Here is a 22041-nt window from a genome sequence, read left to right as displayed (position 1 = left end):
CCTAGCCCAGATGATGGGTATAACCAATGTTAAAATAAAATAACTCAAATAAGAGCAATGTGGTTATTGCTCTTATATTATATTGGATAGTTATAAATTAAGATGAAAAGCATATATATACCAAGAAAAATAATGGATGAATATATTGTCATCAATCAATCTAATAATAAGTGCTATAATGTTAACGAACTAGTATTTGATGTTTTAATGTATTCAACTGAAATAAAAAACAATAAGTTGGAAAAGAAATATGGATTTGATGACATTCAAATCCAAAACGTATTAGATAAAATATATGGTAAGCTAAATGAATCATGACTCCTTGAAAGAAAAAGCATTTCAAAGAGAACATTTAATAACCGCCAGTATTGAGTTAACTCAGCATTGTAATTTTAAATGTCTCCATTGTTATTGTCCAACGAAAAAAGTTCATATGGATTATAATGATGTTATTGCATGTATCGATAAATTATACAGCATGGGAGTTTTGTACCTTACATTTACTGGTGGTGAGGCTTTTTTATATAAAAGATTTGATGAGATATATACATATGCAAAAAATAAAGGATTTATCATCTCGATTATGTCAAATTTATCTTACATAACGGATGTGACTAAAAAAATTCTTATCAAATACCCACCCAAAGTTATCATGATTACGTTATATGGTACTGGTGCTGACGAATACGCAAAGTTCACTATAAATAAAAGTGCTTTTAAAAGAGTGATCGAAAATATAAAGTTTTTATATTCTAATAATATTGATTTCATGTTGAAAGCAATTATAGGAAAAGAAACCATACCAGCAGCTTTGGAAGGAAAGTTTGATGATATTGCTAGAGTTTATAAAAAAGAAATTATGTATGATGCCATAATTTTCCCACAAAAAGATTTAATGAGAGGTAAACTATCTCAAAGAGCTAGTATTGATGATATTATTAACTTTGAGCATAGTAATCCAGAAACTGTAAGTTTCTGGAGGAAATCAATATCTAATATGACTTCACAAGCATGTATTAAATGTGGTGGTGGCATTAATAGCCTTTCAATAGATGCTGGAGGATATGCATCTATATGTTCTTTATATGTGGAAGATAAAATTAGTTTTTTGAGTAATGATGAGAAAACCATAAGGAAATACTTGAAAGATTCACATAATAAAATGCAAAGTTATTATATCAATAGCAAATGCTCTACATGTGATCAAAAATCCATTTGCAGATGGTGTGCGGCATATGCCAATTTGGAACATGGAAATTCATCAGAACCGATAGATTTTATGTGCGAGTTAGCACAACGCAGAATTTCTGCGTTTACGGAGGTATAATGAAAGATTTAACATCTGCTACCATTGAAATTATAACATCATGTAATTTTAAATGTCCGCATTGTTATCTTGATAATAAAACCTCATTAGGATTAAATGTGAACGAATGGAAAAACGTGATAACTAAATTAATGCTAAAAGGATGCAGGAAATTAATTATTACTGGAGGTGAGCCTCTTCTTTATAAAGACTTCATTTCATTATATACATTCATTCATCAGCAGGGAATCGATATTTCACTCTTTACTAATGCGAGTTTAATGACTGAAAAACATTTTGAACTATTCGGAAAATACCCACCAAGTTCTGTTTCTGTCTCTATATATGGCAAAGATAATAGAGAGCTTCGTAGCTTTTCTAAAAATAAAAGAGCCAGCCTTCATAGGATAATGTCGAATATATCCAGATTAGAACAGTTAGGCATTACAATATACAAAGGTTTAACCCTATGTAAATCAATATCTGTATCTTCATCAGATCTAGCTTTCTTTTCGGAAAACAAAATTGAGATAAACACATACCTTATTCCATCATTAAACTATCAAAATAATTTAGAAGAGAGGTTGGAACCGAATGAAATTGTTAAGATTGAAAATGATCTTGCAATGGAACGGAAAATTAAAGATGGTAATATACCAATGGATAATTTAGACTATTTTAAGAAATGCTCAGGGGGTTATTCGAGTTTGTTTGTTGATCAGTTTGGTCGCGCATCTATTTGTGCTGTATACAGAAAGAAGCAATATAATATTATTGACGGAAACATTAATGATGTATGGGCAGAGCTAAACTCTATCAGTGAACATTTCCATAAAATATATTATGATAGTAAGTGTGGTCAATGTGTTTTAAACGCTGCATGTAGGAATTGCCCTGCATATATGTACTTGGAACATGGGGGATATAAAAACAAATACCTCTGTGATTTAGCTAATGCACGAATAAATAATGGCTGAATAAATGGTTTTAAAATAGATGTCATTGATTGTCATCCTTCATCTTACATAGATGAATTCGATGGGGGCAGACTAATACCTTCATCTAAATAAAATAATTTATAATTTGTGTTATTGTTGAGTTTTGCTGATCATTTTGTATGTTTAATCGTTATAATAACCCGGTGGTTTCAATTTAGGTATTGGCTTTTTTCTGTCTGCTACTAGTGTTGGTATATAGTCTAGTTTCCTATCAGACTGTTTTGGGCTAACCGGACGACGTGGAAAACGTCTGACCTCATCAGGTGTTGGCCTGTAGTCATCACTGTTAAATCTGACTCGTCTTTCATGTGTAGAGCGTGGAATATAGACACCCAGCACTTCATCAAAGACATAGTTTTCAGCAATACACTTATCGTGTTCAGCATCAACGGGAATAGGGACAGGTTCCTTCTTGGCCCAGATAAATTTCTCTTTGAAAAAATCGACGATATAGGTGGTTAAACGCCTAAATATGCCACGATGATGGGATTTAACCTGCTTCCTCTTACTTTTAACAGGAGCGCGTTTACTCGCTCTGGTATGTTGAGAATAAGGGATTTTCAGTTTAGTGGATTTTTTTGGCTCAGGAGCAATTAGAACAGGAGTTTCTTCTTCAGCCATACCAACCTTACTGGATTTGTTTGGATCGCGGTAAGATTTTACGACTGGCCTTCTGTATGGTTCAGGTGCTCCAAGAGCCGGTTGTTGTTTTTCTGCTTTTGGGGAGTCGAGAAGAATGACCTCTTCTGGTTCAGCAAGATGTGTAATCGTAAAGCTTCTGACATCAAGAACAATTTCAAGGTCAAGTTCACTGAATGTCTTATAGACTTCAACAGCTTCCTGTTTAGCTGCATCACGAACAGCCTGTTCTGCGGCCCTTTGCTCCTGAGCAGCCTTACTACGCCATTTGGCACTGTGGATACGTTTCATTGCAGGGCGGTTTGTTTCTGCGGCTTTAGCAAGCCATAGTGCTTTTTCTTCATTATCCAGAGCAACCGCCGCTTTTTCTAATGCCTCTTCATGCTGGGCCTGAAGGGAACGATGATCAATACGTTCTGACGAACCAGCAGCAGCAAGGTAGCTGTTAGCCATAGATGCCCATGATTCACGCCAAAGGACAGACATTTTTCTGTCATTCCAGCTTCTTTCTTTTTTACCAAAACCTTCAGGGCCTATGGTTTTTAATGTCAACATAACGTGAGCGTGTGGGTTATCGCTATCAAGATCATGAAAAGCGATATCGGCAATCATGCCTTTATCAACGAAATTTTTCTGACAATACTCAAGGACAAGTTTTTTCTTGTCGTCATTGTTTAACTCGGTGGGAATAGCAACATCGAAATAACGAGATGTTTGACCATTTTGCTGACGCTCGACCCGTTCAACTTCATTCCACAATGCTGTAGAGTCTTTTATGATATGTTCCGGTGCATTAACTGGAGCTAATATGAAATGCCCATATAAATCAGTACGGCGACTGTAATCATACGTATCACCTGTTCTTTCATCTGTTATACGTGTACGAGCATGATAGGCAGCCTTCGCAACGGAAGACCTGCCTTCTGAACGTTTCACAATTTTAAAATCAAGATGAAAAATAGCCATACAATAAAAACAACCTCAATATAAATTTAAATATCAAACCAAAATATAACTCTCCAATGCGACTATGCTGGTTTTAGTTTTTCGCAAGAAAAACTCTGGTGTTGACGTTGACCTTGTTTCCGAAGGAAACGGTGTTAGCCTGCGGCAGGCAACCGTCGGTAGACCCCACACACTGCGTAGCAGTGTATAGGTGGGCATTGCTTTATTTTTATATCTCCTAAAGGAGCTAAAAATAACGACAATGTTTTAAGTTTTTCTATAGTTAAATAATAACTCTAGTTTTACAGACTGTGAAATTAACAGGGCTAGAATCGGATAAACGGTTGAGGTAGAGTAATAATATTGAATGTTTGGGTTTTAGATAGCGCCCGTAAGGGCAAAAGTAGTTAAATTAGTCTCCCGCCGTAGGCGGGAAAGATAAATTTTATAAAAACATGATAAAAGATAATTTAGAATAGATTAATGTGTGAAATTCTTGTCAGGAATTAAGAAGTGATTTTAAAATCATGAATGAGATAAAATAAGTAACGCGATGAGTGTTAGACGTTTAAGGTTAGTGTTTGCATACATATGTGTTGTGTAATTACTTGCAGGTGGTGTTGCATTTTTGTGCAGATTCTTGTAAACACCATTTTTGGATAAATCCAATCTATAACAGGACGAGCCTGTTATCAGCCAGTGATTATCGTAAATAATCACAAAGTGCTGCCTGAACGTGGTAGTACAGTAACTTTTCAATTCTCCATTAATTTACATCTTATCAGGTTTAACTCTTTTTGCTTAGAACTTATATTTCCAAACCACTGTTGTTTCTCGTAGAATAAGGACTCTAATTCTATGTCTCTAAAAATTTCGAAATCTTGAAGTTTATTTATGTGTGATGCTTCCCCAAATACATATTTCATGCCTAATATTGTACCACATTTAGCGCAAGTATTAGTGAAATAGCCTTTTGGAACTTTAGGTGTCTTGATAAATTTTAATGTATGTGGGGCATCATATTCGGTTCCATTATTATGAAAGAATACTGGCGTGATAGCTTTACAACGATAACATGTAATTAAGTCGGCAATATAATTGTATTTCTCATCATTAGGTATGTTCAATGGTGTATAGAGTTTTCTGTCTATTTTGTACTTATCACATACAGAAATGATTTTTTTGAAGTGTTTTATGCAATCACTACAAAAACTTAATTTAAATTTAAAGTCATCACAAATCCACAAAAAAGGATCTTCAATTACTGTTTCAGATTTTAACTCAATCCACGGTATTGATAGGTTTTCCTTTTTTTTCTCATCTATTTCATGAGTATGGAAAATCTCAATTGCTACTTTATTACCATTATTCAGGTAAGCGACAATATCGCAACGATATTTATCGATAGGAACCTCTTCTTTAGCATTTGAGAAAATACAAGGCTTTATTATTTTTTTATGATCTTTCTTGCAACCATGACATTTACTAACAACTTCTATTTTTTTAAGACCTTTTGAGTTTTCATCAATAGCATAACAAATAAGAAACTTAGCCAGTTTATGATAGACAGATTCTGGATCGCATTTAGAATCATTCCTGTGTGAAAAGTGTTTTCTTTTTATATTTCCTGTTCTCAATGTTAACTTTTCATCACAGCACGGGCAATAATAATCTTTATCTCTTATAGCATCATTCACATTGATAACTTTCCCATCTAAGGTTTTACCCCATGATATTTTTATGATCTTCTCTTTCATTCACAACCTCTTTAATTTCTAGATTTAATTTATTGCTTATTAAATGATAAAAATCAAATAAAAATACAGTGATTTATTTTCAATGTTAATTTTGACGTGGTGTGTTTAATGTTGTATTAACTCCTTAAAAACAGATAAGGATGGTTTCAAATGGTAGATATAAAAACAATCGAGGATGAAATAGAAGATATCGAAGAAGAGTTATGATCAATGGTGAACTATGATGTTTGTTTCAATTTTGAAGAAGATTTGAATGATCTTGATGATTATAAAACTACGCTTGAAGATAGATTGGTGTTCCTGAATGGAGTTTTATCGGGGATTCAGTCAGGTTATTACATGTGAAAAGGATACTTATGAATAAAAATAATAAAACACATGAAATACAGGTCCATTTCATGGAGGGGTTAATAATGTCTGAAAGACTTTTAAAAAACATGTCAAAAGATTTTAAGTTTGAAGTTTTAGCAAGATACTTCTATTATATGTCAACGTTAAATGGTTTTTCATTTGATGATATTGGTAAAGAACACAGAAGTTTCTACTATTTAATATCGTTTGTATACCTTGAGGAAGGTAGGGCTGATAATTTTTTAACGTCTCTAATTTGCAGAGACGATGTTGTTTATAATAAATCGGTGGATGAGTATATTTCAAGCGTAGATCATTTATGGGAAGCACATGAATAAAAATGATATAAATACTAAAGCTATAAAAATATCCTCTTAAAATCGCATACAGAACGTTTTAAAGTAGTATGGTGAAATATAACAGAGAGAAAAAGACTATATGTTTATCTGGTCTTTTTTATTTTTTAATAAAGTTAGGTTGTTTTATTTGACAAGTAAAATATTGTGTTGTAAATAAAATAAAGATACAAAAAAAGCCAACTTATCAAAGTTGACTTTTTAAGGACTAAAAAAGTTTTGCCGACTTTTGAAGCCTTGTAATCAGTTAAGAGACAACGTGATTACAAATATAATAAAGTATTAAATAATCTTTTCATATTTGTCAAATCTAAATCGCAACTTTTTTACAAGCCTTTCAAATACCATTTCCAAAAACATTTTAGTTCTCGAAAGCAATAACATTAAAACCTGCTGTATCAGGTATAAGAATACGAAGGTCCCTCAAGTGATGGTGAATCTTATAGTTATTGCGACAACGGTTAACCGGGAGCGATGTTGTCAGCCTGAATCGCCTTACCTAAAATTTATAAAGCATTATAGCTTCTTTAGTAAAACGAGAAGTGCTTAAAGGATCATGGTAAGGTTTGCGCGGGTCGTGGGGGGGAGTATCAGACTGGAAACGGTTTGAATACTTTTTGAGTAATCAAAGCGCAATGAGCATTCTTTTTCTTTTCTCTATCTTCTTTAGCGATTTCCATTTTTCGCGCGGGGGGAGGGGGGGGAATGCTCCAAGAAAAACTAAGTTTTCCTGACGGAAAACTACTACGACTGAAAGTCGCCATCTAAAACCCCAGAACCTAATCTAATAAAATTCTAGTACTACTAGTACAAAAATAATTTTAAAAATATCAGTAGGTAGGTGCCATTTCATCAAGGCACTAACGAAAGGTAAGTAGGCTTATAAACTAAATATAGTGCATGGATCAATTTGAGTTTTTTGGTTTTTAATTGTATTAAGTAATAAATATAAATAAAAAGGATAAAAAAGTGGAAAATAAAATTGAGAAAAAGACGAAGCAAAGAAAAGGATGGATAAAAATCCTTACTGAATATGAAAAATCAATTTTTGATAATATGCTGAATGAGGCAACAATAGCAAAAGGTAAAAAATTAAAGCCAAAAGAAAGACGTGAAGTTATGTTCAAGTCTCGTGATATTGTTCGTGCTCTAAGAGAAGCAAATAGGATTAAAAACAATAAAGACAATGTTGTACCAGAACAAAAAATAGTAAGTGAAGTGGATGTTTCTGATGATATTAAAGTAAAAAAAGAAAGAAAACCAAGAGTTAGAAATATAGACAACTATGGTCGATTGAGAAAAGTTTCATTCTCAGAAAGAAATTTTTTAAATGATGCAGTATCAGAAGCCACGAAAGTAAAAGAGTCGAGGTTGACTGATGAAGAACGAAGAAAAGTGTTGGGTGTGGCGCGTGAGCAAATTCGTTCTCAGCGTAAAGCCAATCAGATTAAAAGTGTAAGACCTAAAGAAAAACATTCTGAAGTGTTTGAGTGGAAAAGACCAGAAACCTTCCGTCGTTAATCGGATATAATAATGGTGAGAAATATATGAAGAAAACCAAAACAAAAAACTTGAAGGAAAGTGAGTTTATAAGACATATAGAAAACAATCCTGTTGTCTCAACGGCTCTATGCGAGAAATATGGAATCTCTACTGAAACAATTGCCTATGCTTTATATGTTCATAGCAATAACTTCTTTCTTAAAAACGGCTACGTTCAGGATGACATTCACTATGATATAGTTAAAAACAATTTAATAATAATGAAACCCACGCTTAGACAATACTATAGAAGAACAAGGCAAGTAGATTATAACGGATATACTTTTTTATCAGGCATTAAAGAGTATCAGGACTATTGTATCTTGTTGACGCTTTGCTGCTACCACTGGATAGCTGATGTATTTACTGTCTATAATCATAGTGAACAAAGTCAATTTATCGTTGATATTGCCAATGATCTTCTGAAAAGGAGTGTAGATCATTTTTCAGTAGAGCATGAAAATGTTATCAACTGCTTTAACATTTTAAAAGAAAAGTTCCCATCGTATAAAAAGAAATAATAATCCAATTTTTCAAATATCCTCATTGACTAACATATATATAAGAAATATATATGTATCATGGAACTATAGGAGGATAGAAAATGAGTGATATTTCAGATAAAGAACAAACCAGAAAGAAACCACGAATCAAAAAGACACTGGAACAGCAATTAGCATCTGCTCAGATGCGTTTAAATCGTTTACAACATAAGTCTAAGAAAGAGTCTAAACAGATAGAAACACGCCAGAAAATAATTTTAGGTGCGGAAGTTGCCAAGGTTCTTGATTGTGATATTTTTACGGTAGATAAGGATCTTGTTTTAGGTATGCTACTAGAGATACCTCACCTACATCCAGATGATAAAGAAAGATTTAAAAGAAGCGGAATGTTATTTCTGGCTAGTATGAAAGGCCGAAAAACTTAATGGAATATAGAAGTCATTGTATAAATATAAAATGTTATATGTATTCAACTTTCATTGAATTAAATTTGACATTATTTTATATTAATTGTATTTTATTTTTATCATCACAGATGAATAACTCCATATTCAAATCTTGTAAGCTGTGGTGGTATTTAATAAAGTCATGGGGGTATCCTCCCGATAAAGAGGCCGTGTTCACTCGCGGTCTTTTTATTTTCTGTTAAGTAATCCGCTTATCGGCTACTTTGTATATAATATTGTTTAAGTGGTTGCGTTTATTTTTAAATTTATTATTTTCTTTATATCATTTTATTAAACAATGGAGATATAAAAGAAATGAAAAATACAGTGTTAATTAAAAAAAGAAAAAGTAAAAAAGGTTTCTCACTTTTAGAACTATTACTTGTTCTTGGTATTATCGCAGCATTAGTAGTAGCTGCTTTTATCGTTTATCCAAAAGTACAAGCTTCTCAACGTGCACAGGCTGAAAGTAATAACATAGCAACAATCCAAGCGGGTGTTAAGGCGCTTTATACTTCAGCATCCAGTTTTACCGGATTGACAAATACTGTTGCTGTTCAGGCGAAAATATTCCCAGATAACATGTTAAGTGGTTCTGGTTCTTCAGCAACACCTATTAATGCCTTTAAGGGTGACGTTGTCGTTGAATCAGCAAATACAGGTCCTTCATCAGCGCAAGGGTCATCATTCACCATAACATATAAGAATGTCCCTGCAGCAGAATGTACAAAAATTATTACAGCAGCGGCAGGCAATTTCTATACGGCAGGAGTAGGCACGGTCGGTAATGTTAAACCTGCTGGCGGTGTGCTGGATGTCGCAGGAACGGCTACACAGTGTCAAAATGGTGGAAATGATAATACATTGATCTTCACTTCTATTTAACAACAATGTTTTAATAAATTATTTTTTTGGCTCCTTATTTAAAGGGGCCTTTTTAATCATCTATTGGTTTTTATTCTTCTATATATAGTTCTTCTTCCATCTTGATTTTTGTTTGTTATTTGATAATTGATTTATACGTGAATATAAAAATGGCGATGAAAATGAAAATTAAAAAAGGATTCTCTTTACTAGAATTAACTCTTGTTTTAGGTGTTGGGACGATGGTGGCTTTTATGAAGTTTCAGGATATGAAAAATGAACAGGAGAGTATATTGGCTTCTGCTGTCGGTCAACAAATGAAACAGATCGGTGAAGCAGTCAATGGCTATATAAATATCCGTTATGATAAGTTGTCAACCTTATCCAATGCTGCCGGAACAGGAACCGATCCGGGTCCAAGAACCTGTTCAGGTTCAGTATGTGAAATTACTTACCAGACATTGATTAACGAAGGTTTGCTACCTTCAACCTACACAGGCACTAATGCTAATAAATCCTCGTATAAAATCATATTAAAACGAGATGGAACTTCACCTAACTTTGTTATTAATGGTCTTATAACGACATCGACGGCATGGATTGAAGGCGGTAAAACACGTTATGATTTATTAGGGAATGCCATGCAAACCGCTGGTATAGATAGCGGTATGACTAAAACAACATCTATTGCTTACGGTTATAGCGGTCAATGGACAGAAACGTCTGCTAATTTTAATAATATCACATCCACTGGACAGTTAGCATTTAGAGTTGGTTTTAATAGTGCGTTATATTCTGTATATTTAAGACGTGATGGAACATTGCCAATGACTGGCGATTTAAACTTAGATGGGCATAATATCAACAATGTCGATGCGCTCAATGCCACTGGCAACATTACGACGACAGGCGACCTACAAGCAAGAAACATTAAAGCTACTGGAAAAATTGATGCTGGAGGTAATATTTCAGCAGGAAATTGGGTTTATGCTAAAAATGGTTATGGTGACGTTATTGGAATGGGTGGCGATGCAATTGGCGATGATTATGAAATAAATCTCCAGTCTCCAAAACGATTAACGATACATTCTCCTAAAGTTCCAGTCGCTGATAGAAAATCAACGGTAGTTTTTAGGGTAAATGGTGCGATTAGTTCAGGGGGGATCTTACAGCAAGTGGTAATATAACTGCCACTGAAAATGTCAAAGGTGCTACATTAGAATCCACCGGACGCGCTACGGTGGGAGAATTTATACAGCTTAATGGTCAGGCTACGGTTGGGGCTACGTGTTCACCTAATGGATTACAGGGAAGAACGCCAGAAGGGGCTATTTTATCTTGTGTTAATGGTGTGTGGAAAAGTAGTTCTGCAAGAATTGAGAGAACTCAATTTTTAGTTTCTAGTGGTAGTAATTATGGAGATATTTGTCAATCCAACATTAATAGTAATGGAATGGCAGCACAAGGTTGGGTCGCAAGTGGGTCTGATGCTTGTACTGAGGACGGGAATAATTGTTCAGTGGACAATGTTAGATGTTTTGCAATAAGAATTGTAAATTAAGAGATTAACTCTTACTTACTATAATTGAAAGAGTTTTGATAACAGGTCTCGACCTGAGCATGAAATAATCACTCACCACTATCTGGGGGTAAGGGCACGGAAATCGAGTTGGTTTAATTCAAAAAATAAAAAGAAAGGGCCGCTTGGCCCCCTTCTTTTATATGCTGCTCACAACCTCATTTAGATTGGTAGAGCGCATGTATCTAGCAGGATTATTCATCTGATCTTTGAGTGAGATAAAATGAGCATTACCACAAGTTATTTTCGCATCTTCTTCATTACCAAGACCAACGTGTTTACTTTTTGTCTCAACAACAAAGTAAATATGGTCTTCACCATTGTCCTCAATGACTAAGGCCCAGTCAGGATTATAAGTCCCTAATGGTGTCGGGATTTTAAACCATCCCGGCAGCTTCACATAAAGCTTAACTTCATCCTGTTCTTCGAGTTCCTGAGCGAAACGGCTTTCGACTTCAGAATCTTTAGGAACGTATTCGTAAACTGACTTAGACGAGGTTTCAAAAAGATTACGGGCATATCCTGTTAGCTCTTTATCCATAAAGAGACTTTGCGCATACACCTCGCCTTTTAGTGGATAATATTTAATACCATCAACAATTGACAGGCGTTTGCAGTAGTTGATTCGGCCTATAGCTTCACTGATAAACTGCTGTGGATTTTTAGCAAAATCAGCGAGTCTTCCACTCTCTTTCAGGATGGTGCATAAACTGCGTCTTGTCAGTCCGGTTTTTTCCTGTAGAACACCAAGAATATCTGGTAGTGGCTGCTCTGCAACATCAATAACAGAGCTTGTCGTACCATTAGTCTTCGCCTTAACATCAAGACCTGACTGACTTTGTTTGATTGTTGCTTTGCTGAAACTGACCATTGCTTTCGCTACAGGCTGCATTTCAGAAAGTGATTTCGTACAGGATTTAATCAATTCATCTTCATCAAATGCCAGACGGTACAGCGTTTTTTGACAAATGCGCTGCCATAACGCTTCGAATTCCGGGCTGTTTAAGACTTCTTTCCGGTATTTGATTGTTTTACGCTCATCAGCATTGTTTATATTGAGTCGCCCTGCTGATTTACGTAGGATAGTTTCAATTTGTTCCTGTAGTAAGGCGTACTTCTCGCCAACAGCAAAAGTGTTTTTGAAAAGGGCTTCTTTCAGTGCTTTAGTTATTTTTCCCGACTTTTCCAGATAACCTTCAGTCTGGAGTTCAGCCCAAATCTCATGTGAACCTGCGATACCTACACCTTGCGGGTAATCAGAGGCGATCAGATGTGCAAACGCATCTTTTTCGATGATACCAAAACGGATGCCTGTTTCGTTCTCAATTTCACTCTGTAGTCGTTCAGCATAGGCTTCATAATTTTCACTGGCAATTACAGTCAGAATGTTAATGCTGTCATCACGAACACGTTCACCCTCTTGGTTAACACACAGGCGAAGACCACGCCCTAATGTTTGACGACGTTCTCGTTCACTTCCCATCTCTCGAAGGCTACAGATCTGGAATACATTGGGGTTATCCCAGCCTTCTTTCAAAGCAGAGTGTGAAAAAATAAACCTCACTGGATTCGAGAAACTCAAAAGCTTCTCTTTATTTTTCATGATGAGGTTATAACCGCGTTCCGCATTTTCGCGGCCTGCATTATTGCTTTCGGTTGTTTCAGCCCATCCACCTTTTTTATCAATGGAGAAATAACCATCATGAACGTCTTTAGCATGTTCTGGATGAGAAGGGAGCAAATCTTTATATGCGGGGCTTTTGATCGCTTTTAGATATTCTTCTTCAAAGATACGAGCATATTCACCCGGTTCACGAAGTCCTTCTTCATTAGTCTGGCGATAGAAATCAACCTTATCAATGAAGAACAGGGTGAGAACCTTGATTTGCTGGGAATTCAGGCGAAGTTCTTTATCAAGATGTTCACGAATTGTACGCCTAATCATATGACGCTGGATGAGCATCGGGTCAATATCACCCACGACATCACCCACTTGCATATAGTAGGTATTAGAAGGCGTCTCCAGTGTCAGATAGCCTTCTTTGCCCGTGCGGATCTCACTTATCCTGTATCCCTGATAAATATCACGCCCCGTTTCGTCATCAAGTGTCATACCGTCATGCACGGTAATTTCAGAACGAGTTACATTCCCTTTTTTATCGGCTATATCAACAATAACAGTCGCGCTAATGCTATTCTTCTTACTGTTAATACTGACCAGTTTTACATAGGGGCTATTGCTTGCATTCTGGACTTCAAGCCCGGCAACTTCGATTTGTTTCACCAGTTTCTGATTGTAAGCATCAATGGCATCAAGGCGGTACACCATATGATGTTTATGAACATGTGTTGCTGAATAGCGTAAGGTGAACATGGGGTGCATAGCATCAAGTGCGGTTTTACCCGCACCGTTCAAGCCACCATCAACACTTTGCGGTTCATCGACAATGATAATTGGACGTGTAGCACGGATTAAATCAATGGGCTTATCCAGATCGTCCACAGTTGTTTTTTCACTGGACTGATAGAGCTTGTTAACATCTTTTTTGTTAATCGCACCCACAGTCATTACCATGATCTGCATAACAGAGCTGGTTGCAAAATTTCGCACATCCGCAGGTTTTGCTGAATCATACAGGTAGTATTCGTACGGAGTTCCCGCATAAAGGCTTTTAAAATGTTCTTCAGTTATTTGTAGTGTTTTATAAACGCCTTCCTTGATAGCAACTGAAGGAACAACAATAATAAATTTACTCATGCCATAGCGTTTATTCAGCTCCAGCATGGTGCGAAGATAAACATACGTTTTACCTGTCCCTGTTTCCATTTCGACAGTAAAATCATGGCTGTCGAGCACAGGTGAAGGTGGAAGCTGGTTTTTTAACTGAACATTGTTCAGGTTTTTCAGCAGAACATCATCTTCGGGTATTTGTGGGTTAACAGGCATTGAACCCGTTGAACCTTCAAATGAGAGAACGCCCTGAGCTGGTGCCAGCACAGTCATTTCGCTCTCCCACTTCTCCTGTCCCACAAACAAATCACAGACCGAAGTTATGGCGTTTTGCTGATAGGTAAGGTCTGATTCAAAATGTAGTTTCATCTCATTCCCTTACAGGCTGTGCAAGTTTGTCAGGCCATGTTGTTCCAGAATGGCGCAAAGATTTGTTTTAGCAACGTTATTTTCAAATGCGTCATCAAGGAAATAGCAGACCGTATCTTTGCCAGCCTTCAAGCTTTTATGCCAGTCAAGGATCCCCTTGGTCAGTTCTTCGACTGAAGATGCAGGGATTTGACTGGTAAAGCAGGTAAACAATTTGCCACCGTCAACACAAGAAACGGTCAACCCATCAAATTGCCGGGTTTCAACGTTTACGCTCAGGTCAATACCACGCTTAAGCATCAGTTCAGTCAGCAAGTCTTCTTCACTACGACCTTCAAGGATTGGGCTTACATAAGCATCAAGCTGTTGTGAAAGTGTTTCGGCGGAGGCTTCCCACGGACGAATATTAGATGTATCAAGTTTAAACACACGAAAACCGACATCACCATTCCATTCTGGATTATCTTCACTAACCTTTTTACCTGCACGGCGTAGGCGCTCTTTGGTTATTTCACTTATCTTTGTTGGTTTATTAAGACCATTTAAAAATGCAATAGCTGGTTTTACACCTTTTGATTTAGGGTCAATAGTCTCTGGTAATTGAACGAGAATGAAACGAATATTCTTATCTTCTTTAACATTCAAATCATATACAGCATGTCCTGTACTTCCAGAACCCGCAAAAAAATCTAGAATTATGTCGTCTGATTTTACATTGACATACGAAAACCATCTAATAAGTGTTTCTTTATCTTTTGGGTTATTAAAAACCTTACTTCCAAATAAAGAACTTAGTTCCTTGGTTGCTTGCAATGCACTTCGATAGAAGTAGCTTCCAGCTACCTGAATAGGCAAATCATCGTTTTGCTCATCAGAGTCATTTTCATCATCTTCTAGTAGTTCATCAACTTCTACAAGATAAGTTTTTCTGATCGGAGGTTCAGAATGATCATCACGAAAAACAACTTTTCCGAGTTTTATCATTTCAAGCATTTTATCGAGTGTACTATAACGCCAACCACCTTCAGGGATAGCACAAGGTAACCCTGTTTTAGGATGGATTAGATCATACTTCGGACCATCACCGCCGGGCCAAGACATATTGTCATCACGCCACACCCCGCGGTCATCAACTTTATTATAGCGCACATGTTTTTCGATGGATGGTTCGACGGAAGGCTTTCGTAAAAATTACGGATTCCACTCTCAACAGCCTTATTATCGTTACCATATTTTTTTCTAAGCTTTAAGTACTCGTCAAGAATTTCTTGTGCTCCGGGTTTAGCTTCGCGCCATCTTACTTCTTTTTCAAGTAGATATGATTTGTTTTTGGCATAAGTTAGTATGTATTCATGCCCTACGGAAATAAGTTTAGCATCATTTTTACGTCCTTTTTCCCAAATTAATGTTGCAATGAAATTTTCACTTCCAAATATTTCATCACATACTTCCTTCAAGTTGTATAACTCTGAATCATCTATGGATATAAATATTACACCATCTTTGATGAGTAAGTTGTGAGCGACTTTTAAACGTGGGTAGATCATATTCAACCAGTCTGTGTGATAACGCCCACTGGTTTCTGCGTTTGTGGTGATTCGTACCCCATCTTCTGTTTGTCCTGTCATTTCAAGATAATTTTTCATGTTATCTTGGAAGTTATCAGAATAAACAAAATCTTTCCCGGTGTTGTAAGGAGGATCGATATAAATAAGCTTAACTTTTCCGGCATAACTTTTTTGAAGAAGTTTTAACACTTCAAGGTTATCACCTTCGATCATGAGATTTTTGGTGTTATCCCAATCAACACTTTCATCTTTACATGGGCGTAAGGTGCCACGAGAAGGGGTAAGCGCAAGCTGACGAGCCTGACGCTTACCATGCCAGTTCAGGCCATAGCGTTCTTCTTTGTCGTCTACATTCTCACCCAAAAGCTGCTTTAAAACCTCAAAATCAACACTGCCTTCATTAAAAGCTTCAGGAAACAATGATTTAAGCTTGGTGATGTTATCAGCAGTGATATTCATTGATTGCAGTTCGGGCATTTCAGGCGAAAGTTTGTTCATTGACCATTCCACGTATCTGTATCAGGTTACTGTGTGATGGGGGATATTTTACGGTAAATAGTGCATTTCATCAATGAACAGCGTGCTACAGATTTCTTTTTAAATCATTATGTTAATGCTTTTATTGAATGTTCTGTCCTCGTGTTAGTACAATTAGCTTTTCTGCGTCTACCAAACATTATCAGGATGTGATGATGGCTAAACTGAACAAGAAACAACTTGCTTTACTCAAAGAAATACCTGCCGATCAACTCATGCAAATAATTTGTGATATTGCAGAGGATAATGGTCAGGCAAAATCCTTTCTTATTAATAAATATCTGTTAACTCCAGAAGAATCACTGAAAAAGGCTGAGGCTGAATACAAAAGGGTAATTAAAACAAAACGCTTTTATGATTATTATGAAGCAGCGATTTTTTTTGAGGGGCTATACAGGAATGTCATATTTCCACTTGAAAAGACGGTATCAACGCTGCCTGAAAAAACCGAGGCGTTTTGCCATGATTTACTGCTCTCATTTGATAAAGTCAGCGAAATTGCTGATACATCAGATGGATCATGGATGGACTATTATAATGGTGCTGTCGAAATATGGTTAAAATCCCTGTCCCTACAAAAAGACAAAAGCATTGATGTTATTGCGGATAAAATAATTTCCGTACTTAAAGGTGATGTGTATTTTAACTTTGATATTTTTGATAAGTATAAAAAAGAACTGGGATACAATGTTATTCGTGTTTTAAGGGAAAGTCTTCTTAAGACAGGTGATGTCAATGGTGCTGTTGAGTTAAGTCTGTATATCAGGGATGTTGATTTCATCAGGCAATGCTTTGAGAAAAGAAAACTGAACCAGCCAGAATACATCATTAAGTTTGCTGAGTTGCTGGTTGATGAACTGTGTACTGAGGAAGCCATTCAGGTTCTCAATAAAATCAAAGAAGATAAATCAGTTGATCAGGCAGGGCTTCGTGATAAATGGACTGAGGTGTTGGCTCTGGCGTTGATTGAAGAAGGCGAGATTCAGCAGGCAAAAACAATTTGTATAGACGGATTTAAGAACAGGTGTGATGTTATTTTTTATAATATCTATAATCGGGTAGAGAAAAATAATGACTCACTGGATTTGTTCTCTGGCATAGCAAAGAAAAAAGGCTTTCCGTTTGTTATTCTTTTCTTGTCCGGGACAGATAGTTATGGAAAACTTGATTCTGAAGTCATGAATGCGAGTGAAAATGAAATCGCAGAGATGATGTCTTTATTACGCAGTTCTTTTGTTCGTACCTTATCGAGTGAGCTTTACAGGCATGGCTATGCATGTTCTGCAACTCTGCTCCGTAGAGTGCTGGCAGAGGACAGTATCAGCCGTTCTCAGAGTAAATACTACAGCTATGCGGCATCTGATATGAAAAAAAGCATTGATTACAGTAAAGATATTACATGGACTGAAAAAATCCCTTCAACAGAAGAGTATTTAAAATCTCTGTTTATTGAGCACAAAAGAAAATACGCACTCTGGGAAATAATGCTGGAAAAAATCGCTGGTTTAGCGATAGAGAAAGATTCAGTATCATATTCAGCATAGACTGTAATTAAGCATGAAGTTGAAAGGCCGCGAACGGCCTTTCCCTTTATTTATTTGAAGCAAACTCAAACGGCCTGACCATATCGTTGCTGTTAGCATCAAGGAAATCAGCCCACCACTGCAACATCAGACGACGCTGATCAAGATGTTTTGCCTTGTGGGTATAAGCAGCACGGACGCTGTTGCTTTCCTTATGGCTCATTTGAAGCTCTACAGCGTCTTCTGACCATAGCCCGGACTCAATTAAGGCACTACAGGCCAGAGTGCGGAAACCGTGTCCACAGATGTCCTGCTTCGTGTTATATCCCATATTACGCAGGGCTTTGTTGATGGTGTTTTCACTCATGGGTTTAAACGAGTCATAACAGCCAGTAAAGATTAACCCATCATCTTGACCTTCTTCATAAGTCAGTTGTCGGATCTCTTTGAGTATCTTCATGGCCTGCTTACAAAGGGGAACGAAGTGCTTACGCTTCATTTTAGCCCCACGAGTCGAATGTTTGACGTTTTCAATTGCTTCACGCTGTTCGGGTATCACCCATAACTTACTTTTGAAATCAATTTCTGACCAGCGAGCGAAACGCAACTCACTGGAACGAATGAAAATCATCAGATTGAGCTGTATTGCCAGTATGGTTAACCTGCGGCCTTTGTATTCGGCAATTTTGTTCAGTAGCTGGGGTATTTCTTCCAGCTCAAGTGCAGGGCGGTGTTCAGTTTGTGGTTTCTGAACTGCACCTTCCATATCATAGGCTGGGTTATGGCGTATCAGCTTTTGCTGGACGGCATGACGCAGGATTGCCGTAATGTATTGTTGAATGCGCATGGCAACTTCAAGATAACCAAGAGCCTCAACTTTTTTCACCGGAACCAGCAGATCACCCGTATCCAGTTCGGCAACATCTTTGTCACCGATTACCGGGAAGACATAAGTTTCAAGGCGCTTCCATACGGCATCACCATAATCATCAGACCATTTTGTTTTCGTGGAGAACCACGCTTTGGCTACTGTTCTGAAGGAGCGTGTATTATCACGTTTGGCTTTAAGCTCTTTAACCTCTGCCTGTTTCTTTGCATTAGGGTCAATACCCTGAGCCAGAAGCCTTCTGGCCTCGTCACGGCGTTGTCTTGCGTCAGAAAGAGAAACTGCAGGGTAAACACCAATAGAGAAGAGTTTTTGTTTCCCTTCGAAGCGGTAAGCCATTTGCCAGTATTTCGAACCTTTAGGGGTAACACGAAGGAACATACCAAAGCCATCAGTAAGCTTGTATTCCTTCTCAAGGGGTTTTGCATTTTTTGCTTTAATATCAGTCAGTGACATGAAAACACCCCCTCATTTGTTGGTAAAAGGGAAATCGAACCAGCATTACCAGCATTTTTACCATCAAAATGATATGGCTTCGAGTGGTTTTTAATGAACGAGGGTGAACGACTGAGAGGGGATAACCAATTGATAGAAATGCAGAAAGCAGACGTTAGTGAACGTCTGCTTTCTTGAAAATGGCTCCTCTGACTGGACTCGAACCAGTGACATACGGATTAACAGTCCGCCGTTCTACCGACTGAACTACAGAGGAATCGTGTGAACGAGGCGCATATTACTGACCTCACCATGAGGTGTCAACAGTAAAATTAGCGCGTCATTTCAATTGGTTAATTAATCTTCAAATTCAGCGTTAATGCACATTTGGTGAGCGACAATGGCCACCTTAGCGGGTATCGCGTAACCGCTCCATGGGGTTCTGGCGGTAAAACTGAATGAAACGTTGCCATAATGCCGGAAAACGTGGTGCAAATAATTCAGGGGCACTGAAGAAATACTCCGATAGAACGGCAAAGCATTCGGCAGGATCGGTCGCTGCGTAGGCATCTATACTGCACGCGGTTTCACCGACCAGATCAATTTCATCCTGAATGTTATTCATTGCGGCATGCAGGTCGTGCTCCCAACTGGCAATATCTCGCAGAGGGATCGCCGGAATACCGCTGGCGCGGTCGCCATTACGCATATCAAGCTTATGTGCCACTTCATGGATGATCAGGTTGAAGCCGGAGGCATCAAAAGAATCCTGAATGTCGAGCCAGTTGAGGATTATCGGACCTTGCTGCCAGCTCTGCCCGGACTGTACAACACGTTGATTATGTACCAGCCCAATATCGTCTTCCCATTCATCGTCCACGACAAACGGGGCAGGGTAGATGAGAACTTCATGAAACCCGTCGAGCCACTCGATCCCCAATTCCAGAACAGGCAAACAGAAAAGCAGCGCAATGCGCGAACTTTTTAGTGGATCAAGTTCAAACCCCTGAAGCGCTACCAATCTTTTTTGCTGTAAAAAGCGCTCGGCCAGGGCGATAAGCCTGGCTTGTTCTTGCTCGGTGAGATTCACCAGAAGAGGAATAGCCAGGGCGTCGTCCCACGGCCAGTCGTCACTCCGGGTTGTTTCTTGCTCTTTCCAGGGCCACTTAATCATCGTTTTGCTCGCAAACTCGTCACTTGAACGAAATTGACGGAACGGGGTCTGTTAAAATGCCAAATTACCTGGCATCATGGCAACCGCCAAAACGGAGAGATGCCAGAGCGGCTGAATGGACCGGTCTCGAAAACCGGAGTAGGGGCAACTCTACCGGGGGTTCAAATCCCCCTCTCTCCGCCACTATTCAAACACTTAGCTCAATTCCTTTCAACGACTCATGTCACACTTGGTATAGTGTTGGTATATTCACTTGGTATAAAACTCGCCATCATCATCTTCTGATTTGCCCAATACTGGAAGATCCAATGTGGGAGAAATTTTCACTTTTCTGTCATAAACCACAACTTGGCTTTCAGTTTTGTGACCTGAGAATAGTTGTTTGTCCTTACTCGAGCCTTCGTAATCAGATATTCCCTTGGCTTTGAGATCATGAAATGTACACGGCAGTTTTCTATCTAGTTTTTTTCCTGCTGCTTCCCTTGCAGTTTCCCACAGATCGTTAAACCCACTTTTTGAATACTTAGTTTTTTTACTGCTACAAACAACGGTTTCCCGTCCACCCAGAGTCTTTGCAAGTTCGATGGCGTTATGTAGCCTCTCGGTCCAGACTTTTATTTGTTTAGTCCCGGTCTTTCCCTGCTGGATAAAAATGCCTTCCTCGCTTACTTGCGACCATTTGAGAGAAAGAACATCGGAAACGCGAGCCGCACATAAGTAAGATATCTCCATGCCAACCCGGAGAGCTGGTGCCGCCTCTTCATAAATTGCCTGATATTCTTCGTCTGTCACGTACACGTCACGGGCTTTTAAAGAGAACTTGCGTACTCCTTTGCACGGATTTCCTTTCACATACCCTCGTTCATATCCCCATGAGAAAACTCGCGACATCCCGCCGAGTTCCTGGTTTGCCTGGTTAATACTGCGTTGGCCCCGTTTATCCATATAGATCCTGACCATCTCAATTTTTATGTCATCTGCTCGCATATTCCCGAACACTGGGACCAGGTTTTTTTCATATGACCTGTAATCAGTCTGTGTCCGCGGAGCCAGTTCAGCAAAAGCTGGGCTGCTGGTGAATAACTTCCATAATTTAGAAAATGTCATTACGTCTGAACGCTTGGCTTTTTCTTCCTCATAGCGCGCCCATAGCCGGGACATACTTGTCCCGGTAATAGGTGCAAGAGTTACGCTTTGTTTTGTTCCTTTTGGCTTCCACACATAGCTATAACGGTTTTTAGTTACGCGTGGCGGGAGGTGCTTGTCTTTAGGATCTTTTCTTGGTCTGCCCATTGATTGCGTCGTAATTTGGCTCAAGTGCAACATATTCATCGACCTTAGGTAATTCAGAAACTCCGGGATCAATACTTCTGCGCAATACAATTGGGCGGTTCCGCCCATCAGTGGTGAACGGTATGCCGTGACACCGCAGTTGTCGCTGCTGGTGGGTGTAGCGCTGATAGCCAGTAATTTCTGCAATTTCCTGAGGAGACAGTGTAAGTTCGTGCATAGCTCATCTCTCTGATGGCCTG

The 22041-nt window shown here is 38.1% G+C and carries 17 protein-coding genes, 2 tRNA genes and 2 pseudogenes; 11 read left to right on the top strand and 10 right to left on the bottom strand.

The window, feature by feature from the left end:
- Positions 1-132: 132 nt before the first annotated feature.
- The 3 genes from C2U43_RS16130 to C2U43_RS16120 are packed head-to-tail and all read left to right on the top strand — an operon-like array spanning position 133 to position 2283.
- Positions 133-318: a hypothetical protein gene (locus C2U43_RS16130; RefSeq protein ID WP_000344776.1), complete on the top strand. Its 186-nt coding sequence runs from the start codon at positions 133-135 to the stop codon at positions 316-318.
- Positions 308-1327, top strand: a complete 1020-nt coding sequence (locus tag C2U43_RS16125) for a radical SAM protein (protein ID WP_001015146.1) — start codon at positions 308-310, stop codon at positions 1325-1327. The genes C2U43_RS16130 and C2U43_RS16125 overlap by 11 nt, the downstream gene beginning before the upstream one ends.
- A complete protein-coding gene (locus tag C2U43_RS16120; RefSeq protein WP_103245484.1) occupies positions 1327-2283 on the top strand; it encodes a radical SAM protein in 957 nt (318 codons plus the stop codon). The genes C2U43_RS16125 and C2U43_RS16120 overlap by 1 nt, the downstream gene beginning before the upstream one ends.
- 144 nt (positions 2284-2427) lie before the next feature.
- Here the strand turns inward: C2U43_RS16120 and mobQ are convergent, their stop codons facing one another.
- Together mobQ and C2U43_RS16110 are read right to left on the bottom strand one after the other, a co-directional pair.
- Positions 2428-3909 carry a MobQ family relaxase gene (mobQ, locus tag C2U43_RS16115; protein ID WP_000974114.1) on the bottom strand — a complete coding sequence of 494 codons (1482 nt, stop codon included), beginning with the start codon at positions 3907-3909 and terminating at the stop codon, positions 2428-2430.
- 734 nt (positions 3910-4643) lie between these two features.
- Complete coding sequence (locus tag C2U43_RS16110; RefSeq protein WP_089614576.1) at positions 4644-5645, bottom strand: competence protein CoiA family protein; 1002 nt, start codon at positions 5643-5645, stop codon at positions 4644-4646.
- A 356-nt stretch (positions 5646-6001) separates the two neighbouring features.
- On the opposite strand from C2U43_RS16110, the gene C2U43_RS16100 reads away from it, so the two are divergent.
- Complete coding sequence (locus tag C2U43_RS16100) at positions 6002-6334, top strand: hypothetical protein (RefSeq protein ID WP_001515496.1); 333 nt, start codon at positions 6002-6004, stop codon at positions 6332-6334.
- Positions 6335-6942: 608 nt separating this feature from the next.
- Here C2U43_RS16100 and C2U43_RS29410 read toward each other — a convergent pair.
- Positions 6943-7116, bottom strand: coding sequence for a hypothetical protein (locus C2U43_RS29410; RefSeq protein ID WP_158654545.1), 174 nt, complete (start codon positions 7114-7116; stop codon positions 6943-6945).
- 205 nt (positions 7117-7321) lie between these two features.
- Between C2U43_RS29410 and C2U43_RS29825 the strand changes: the two genes are divergently transcribed.
- From C2U43_RS29825 to pilV, 5 genes and pseudogenes are all read left to right on the top strand, one after another.
- The gene (locus C2U43_RS29825) at positions 7322-7873 is read left to right on the top strand and encodes a hypothetical protein (RefSeq protein ID WP_233899543.1); all 552 of its coding nucleotides are present in this window, start codon (positions 7322-7324) and stop codon (positions 7871-7873) included.
- Positions 7874-7899: 26 nt separating this feature from the next.
- A complete protein-coding gene (locus C2U43_RS16090) occupies positions 7900-8415 on the top strand; it encodes a hypothetical protein (RefSeq protein WP_024262687.1) in 516 nt (171 codons plus the stop codon).
- 83 nt (positions 8416-8498) lie between these two features.
- A complete protein-coding gene (locus C2U43_RS16085; RefSeq protein WP_001280265.1) occupies positions 8499-8822 on the top strand; it encodes a conjugal transfer protein TraD in 324 nt (107 codons plus the stop codon).
- Positions 8823-9158: 336 nt separating this feature from the next.
- Positions 9159-9728 (top strand): type 4 pilus major pilin, encoded by a 570-nt coding sequence (locus tag C2U43_RS16080; RefSeq protein WP_085445032.1) that lies wholly within the window; start codon positions 9159-9161, stop codon positions 9726-9728.
- Positions 9729-9877: 149 nt separating this feature from the next.
- A pseudogene (pilV, locus tag C2U43_RS16075) lies at positions 9878-11268 on the top strand (shufflon system plasmid conjugative transfer pilus tip adhesin PilV).
- Positions 11269-11425: 157 nt separating this feature from the next.
- On the opposite strand, the gene C2U43_RS16070 reads toward pilV, so the two are convergent.
- Both C2U43_RS16070 and C2U43_RS16065 read right to left on the bottom strand, forming a co-directional pair.
- A complete protein-coding gene (locus C2U43_RS16070) occupies positions 11426-14386 on the bottom strand; it encodes a type III restriction-modification system endonuclease (RefSeq protein ID WP_103245487.1) in 2961 nt (986 codons plus the stop codon).
- Positions 14387-14395: 9 nt separating this feature from the next.
- Positions 14396-16452 (bottom strand): annotated as a pseudogene (locus C2U43_RS16065) (site-specific DNA-methyltransferase).
- A 194-nt stretch (positions 16453-16646) separates the two neighbouring features.
- On the opposite strand from C2U43_RS16065, the gene C2U43_RS16060 reads away from it, so the two are divergent.
- On the top strand, positions 16647-18035 hold the full coding sequence (locus C2U43_RS16060) for a hypothetical protein (protein WP_045338628.1): 1389 nt from the start codon (positions 16647-16649) through the stop codon (positions 18033-18035).
- 46 nt (positions 18036-18081) lie between these two features.
- Here the strand turns inward: C2U43_RS16060 and C2U43_RS16055 are convergent, their stop codons facing one another.
- The 3 genes from C2U43_RS16055 to mtfA form a co-directional block, all read right to left on the bottom strand.
- Entirely contained in the window at positions 18082-19356 is a 1275-nt protein-coding gene (locus C2U43_RS16055) for a tyrosine-type recombinase/integrase (protein WP_032104532.1), read from the bottom strand.
- Positions 19357-19536: 180 nt separating this feature from the next.
- Positions 19537-19612, bottom strand: a tRNA-Asn gene (locus tag C2U43_RS16050).
- Positions 19613-19744: 132 nt separating this feature from the next.
- Positions 19745-20509, bottom strand: coding sequence for a DgsA anti-repressor MtfA (gene mtfA / locus C2U43_RS16045; protein ID WP_048235118.1), 765 nt, complete (start codon positions 20507-20509; stop codon positions 19745-19747).
- Positions 20510-20602: 93 nt separating this feature from the next.
- On the opposite strand from mtfA, the gene C2U43_RS16040 reads away from it, so the two are divergent.
- Positions 20603-20692: transfer RNA gene (locus tag C2U43_RS16040), tRNA-Ser, on the top strand.
- A gap of 66 nt (positions 20693-20758) precedes the next feature.
- On the opposite strand, the gene C2U43_RS16035 is transcribed toward C2U43_RS16040, so the two are convergent.
- Both C2U43_RS16035 and C2U43_RS16030 read right to left on the bottom strand, forming a co-directional pair.
- A complete protein-coding gene (locus C2U43_RS16035) occupies positions 20759-21802 on the bottom strand; it encodes a tyrosine-type recombinase/integrase (RefSeq protein WP_103285481.1) in 1044 nt (347 codons plus the stop codon).
- Positions 21777-22019 (bottom strand): DUF4224 domain-containing protein, encoded by a 243-nt coding sequence (locus tag C2U43_RS16030; protein WP_071667664.1) that lies wholly within the window; start codon positions 22017-22019, stop codon positions 21777-21779. Before C2U43_RS16030 ends, C2U43_RS16035 begins: the two co-directional genes overlap by 26 nt.
- Between the last annotated feature and the right edge of the window lie 22 nt (positions 22020-22041).

The sequence above is a fragment of the Citrobacter freundii complex sp. CFNIH9 genome, assembly GCF_002903305.1.
In the GTDB taxonomy this organism is placed as follows: domain Bacteria; phylum Pseudomonadota; class Gammaproteobacteria; order Enterobacterales; family Enterobacteriaceae; genus Citrobacter; species Citrobacter portucalensis.
The sequence above is the reverse complement of the archived record's forward strand: the minus strand, read 5'-3'. Positions and strand labels throughout refer to the sequence as shown.

Bases quoted from the DNA above. Each gene is read 5' to 3' on its own strand.
- C2U43_RS29410 (WP_158654545.1), bottom strand. From the start codon at position 7,116: ATGGCGACTTTCAGTCGTAGTAGTTTTCCGTCAGGAAAACTTAGTTTT.
- C2U43_RS16055 (WP_032104532.1), bottom strand. From the start codon at position 19,356: ATGTCACTGACTGATATTAAAGCAAAAAATGCAAAACCCCTTGAGAAG.
- C2U43_RS16080 (WP_085445032.1), top strand. From the start codon at position 9,159: ATGAAAAATACAGTGTTAATTAAAAAAAGAAAAAGTAAAAAAGGTTTC.
- C2U43_RS16090 (WP_024262687.1), top strand. From the start codon at position 7,900: ATGAAGAAAACCAAAACAAAAAACTTGAAGGAAAGTGAGTTTATAAGA.
- mtfA (WP_048235118.1), bottom strand. From the start codon at position 20,509: ATGATTAAGTGGCCCTGGAAAGAGCAAGAAACAACCCGGAGTGACGAC.
- C2U43_RS16070 (WP_103245487.1), bottom strand. From the start codon at position 14,386: ATGAAACTACATTTTGAATCAGACCTTACCTATCAGCAAAACGCCATA.
- C2U43_RS16085 (WP_001280265.1), top strand. From the start codon at position 8,499: ATGAGTGATATTTCAGATAAAGAACAAACCAGAAAGAAACCACGAATC.
- C2U43_RS16060 (WP_045338628.1), top strand. From the start codon at position 16,647: ATGGCTAAACTGAACAAGAAACAACTTGCTTTACTCAAAGAAATACCT.
- C2U43_RS16110 (WP_089614576.1), bottom strand. From the start codon at position 5,645: ATGAAAGAGAAGATCATAAAAATATCATGGGGTAAAACCTTAGATGGG.
- C2U43_RS16100 (WP_001515496.1), top strand. From the start codon at position 6,002: ATGAATAAAAATAATAAAACACATGAAATACAGGTCCATTTCATGGAG.
- mobQ (WP_000974114.1), bottom strand. From the start codon at position 3,909: ATGGCTATTTTTCATCTTGATTTTAAAATTGTGAAACGTTCAGAAGGC.
- C2U43_RS16125 (WP_001015146.1), top strand. From the start codon at position 308: ATGAATCATGACTCCTTGAAAGAAAAAGCATTTCAAAGAGAACATTTA.
- C2U43_RS16030 (WP_071667664.1), bottom strand. From the start codon at position 22,019: ATGCACGAACTTACACTGTCTCCTCAGGAAATTGCAGAAATTACTGGC.
- C2U43_RS16035 (WP_103285481.1), bottom strand. From the start codon at position 21,802: ATGGGCAGACCAAGAAAAGATCCTAAAGACAAGCACCTCCCGCCACGC.
- C2U43_RS16120 (WP_103245484.1), top strand. From the start codon at position 1,327: ATGAAAGATTTAACATCTGCTACCATTGAAATTATAACATCATGTAAT.
- C2U43_RS16130 (WP_000344776.1), top strand. From the start codon at position 133: ATGGATGAATATATTGTCATCAATCAATCTAATAATAAGTGCTATAAT.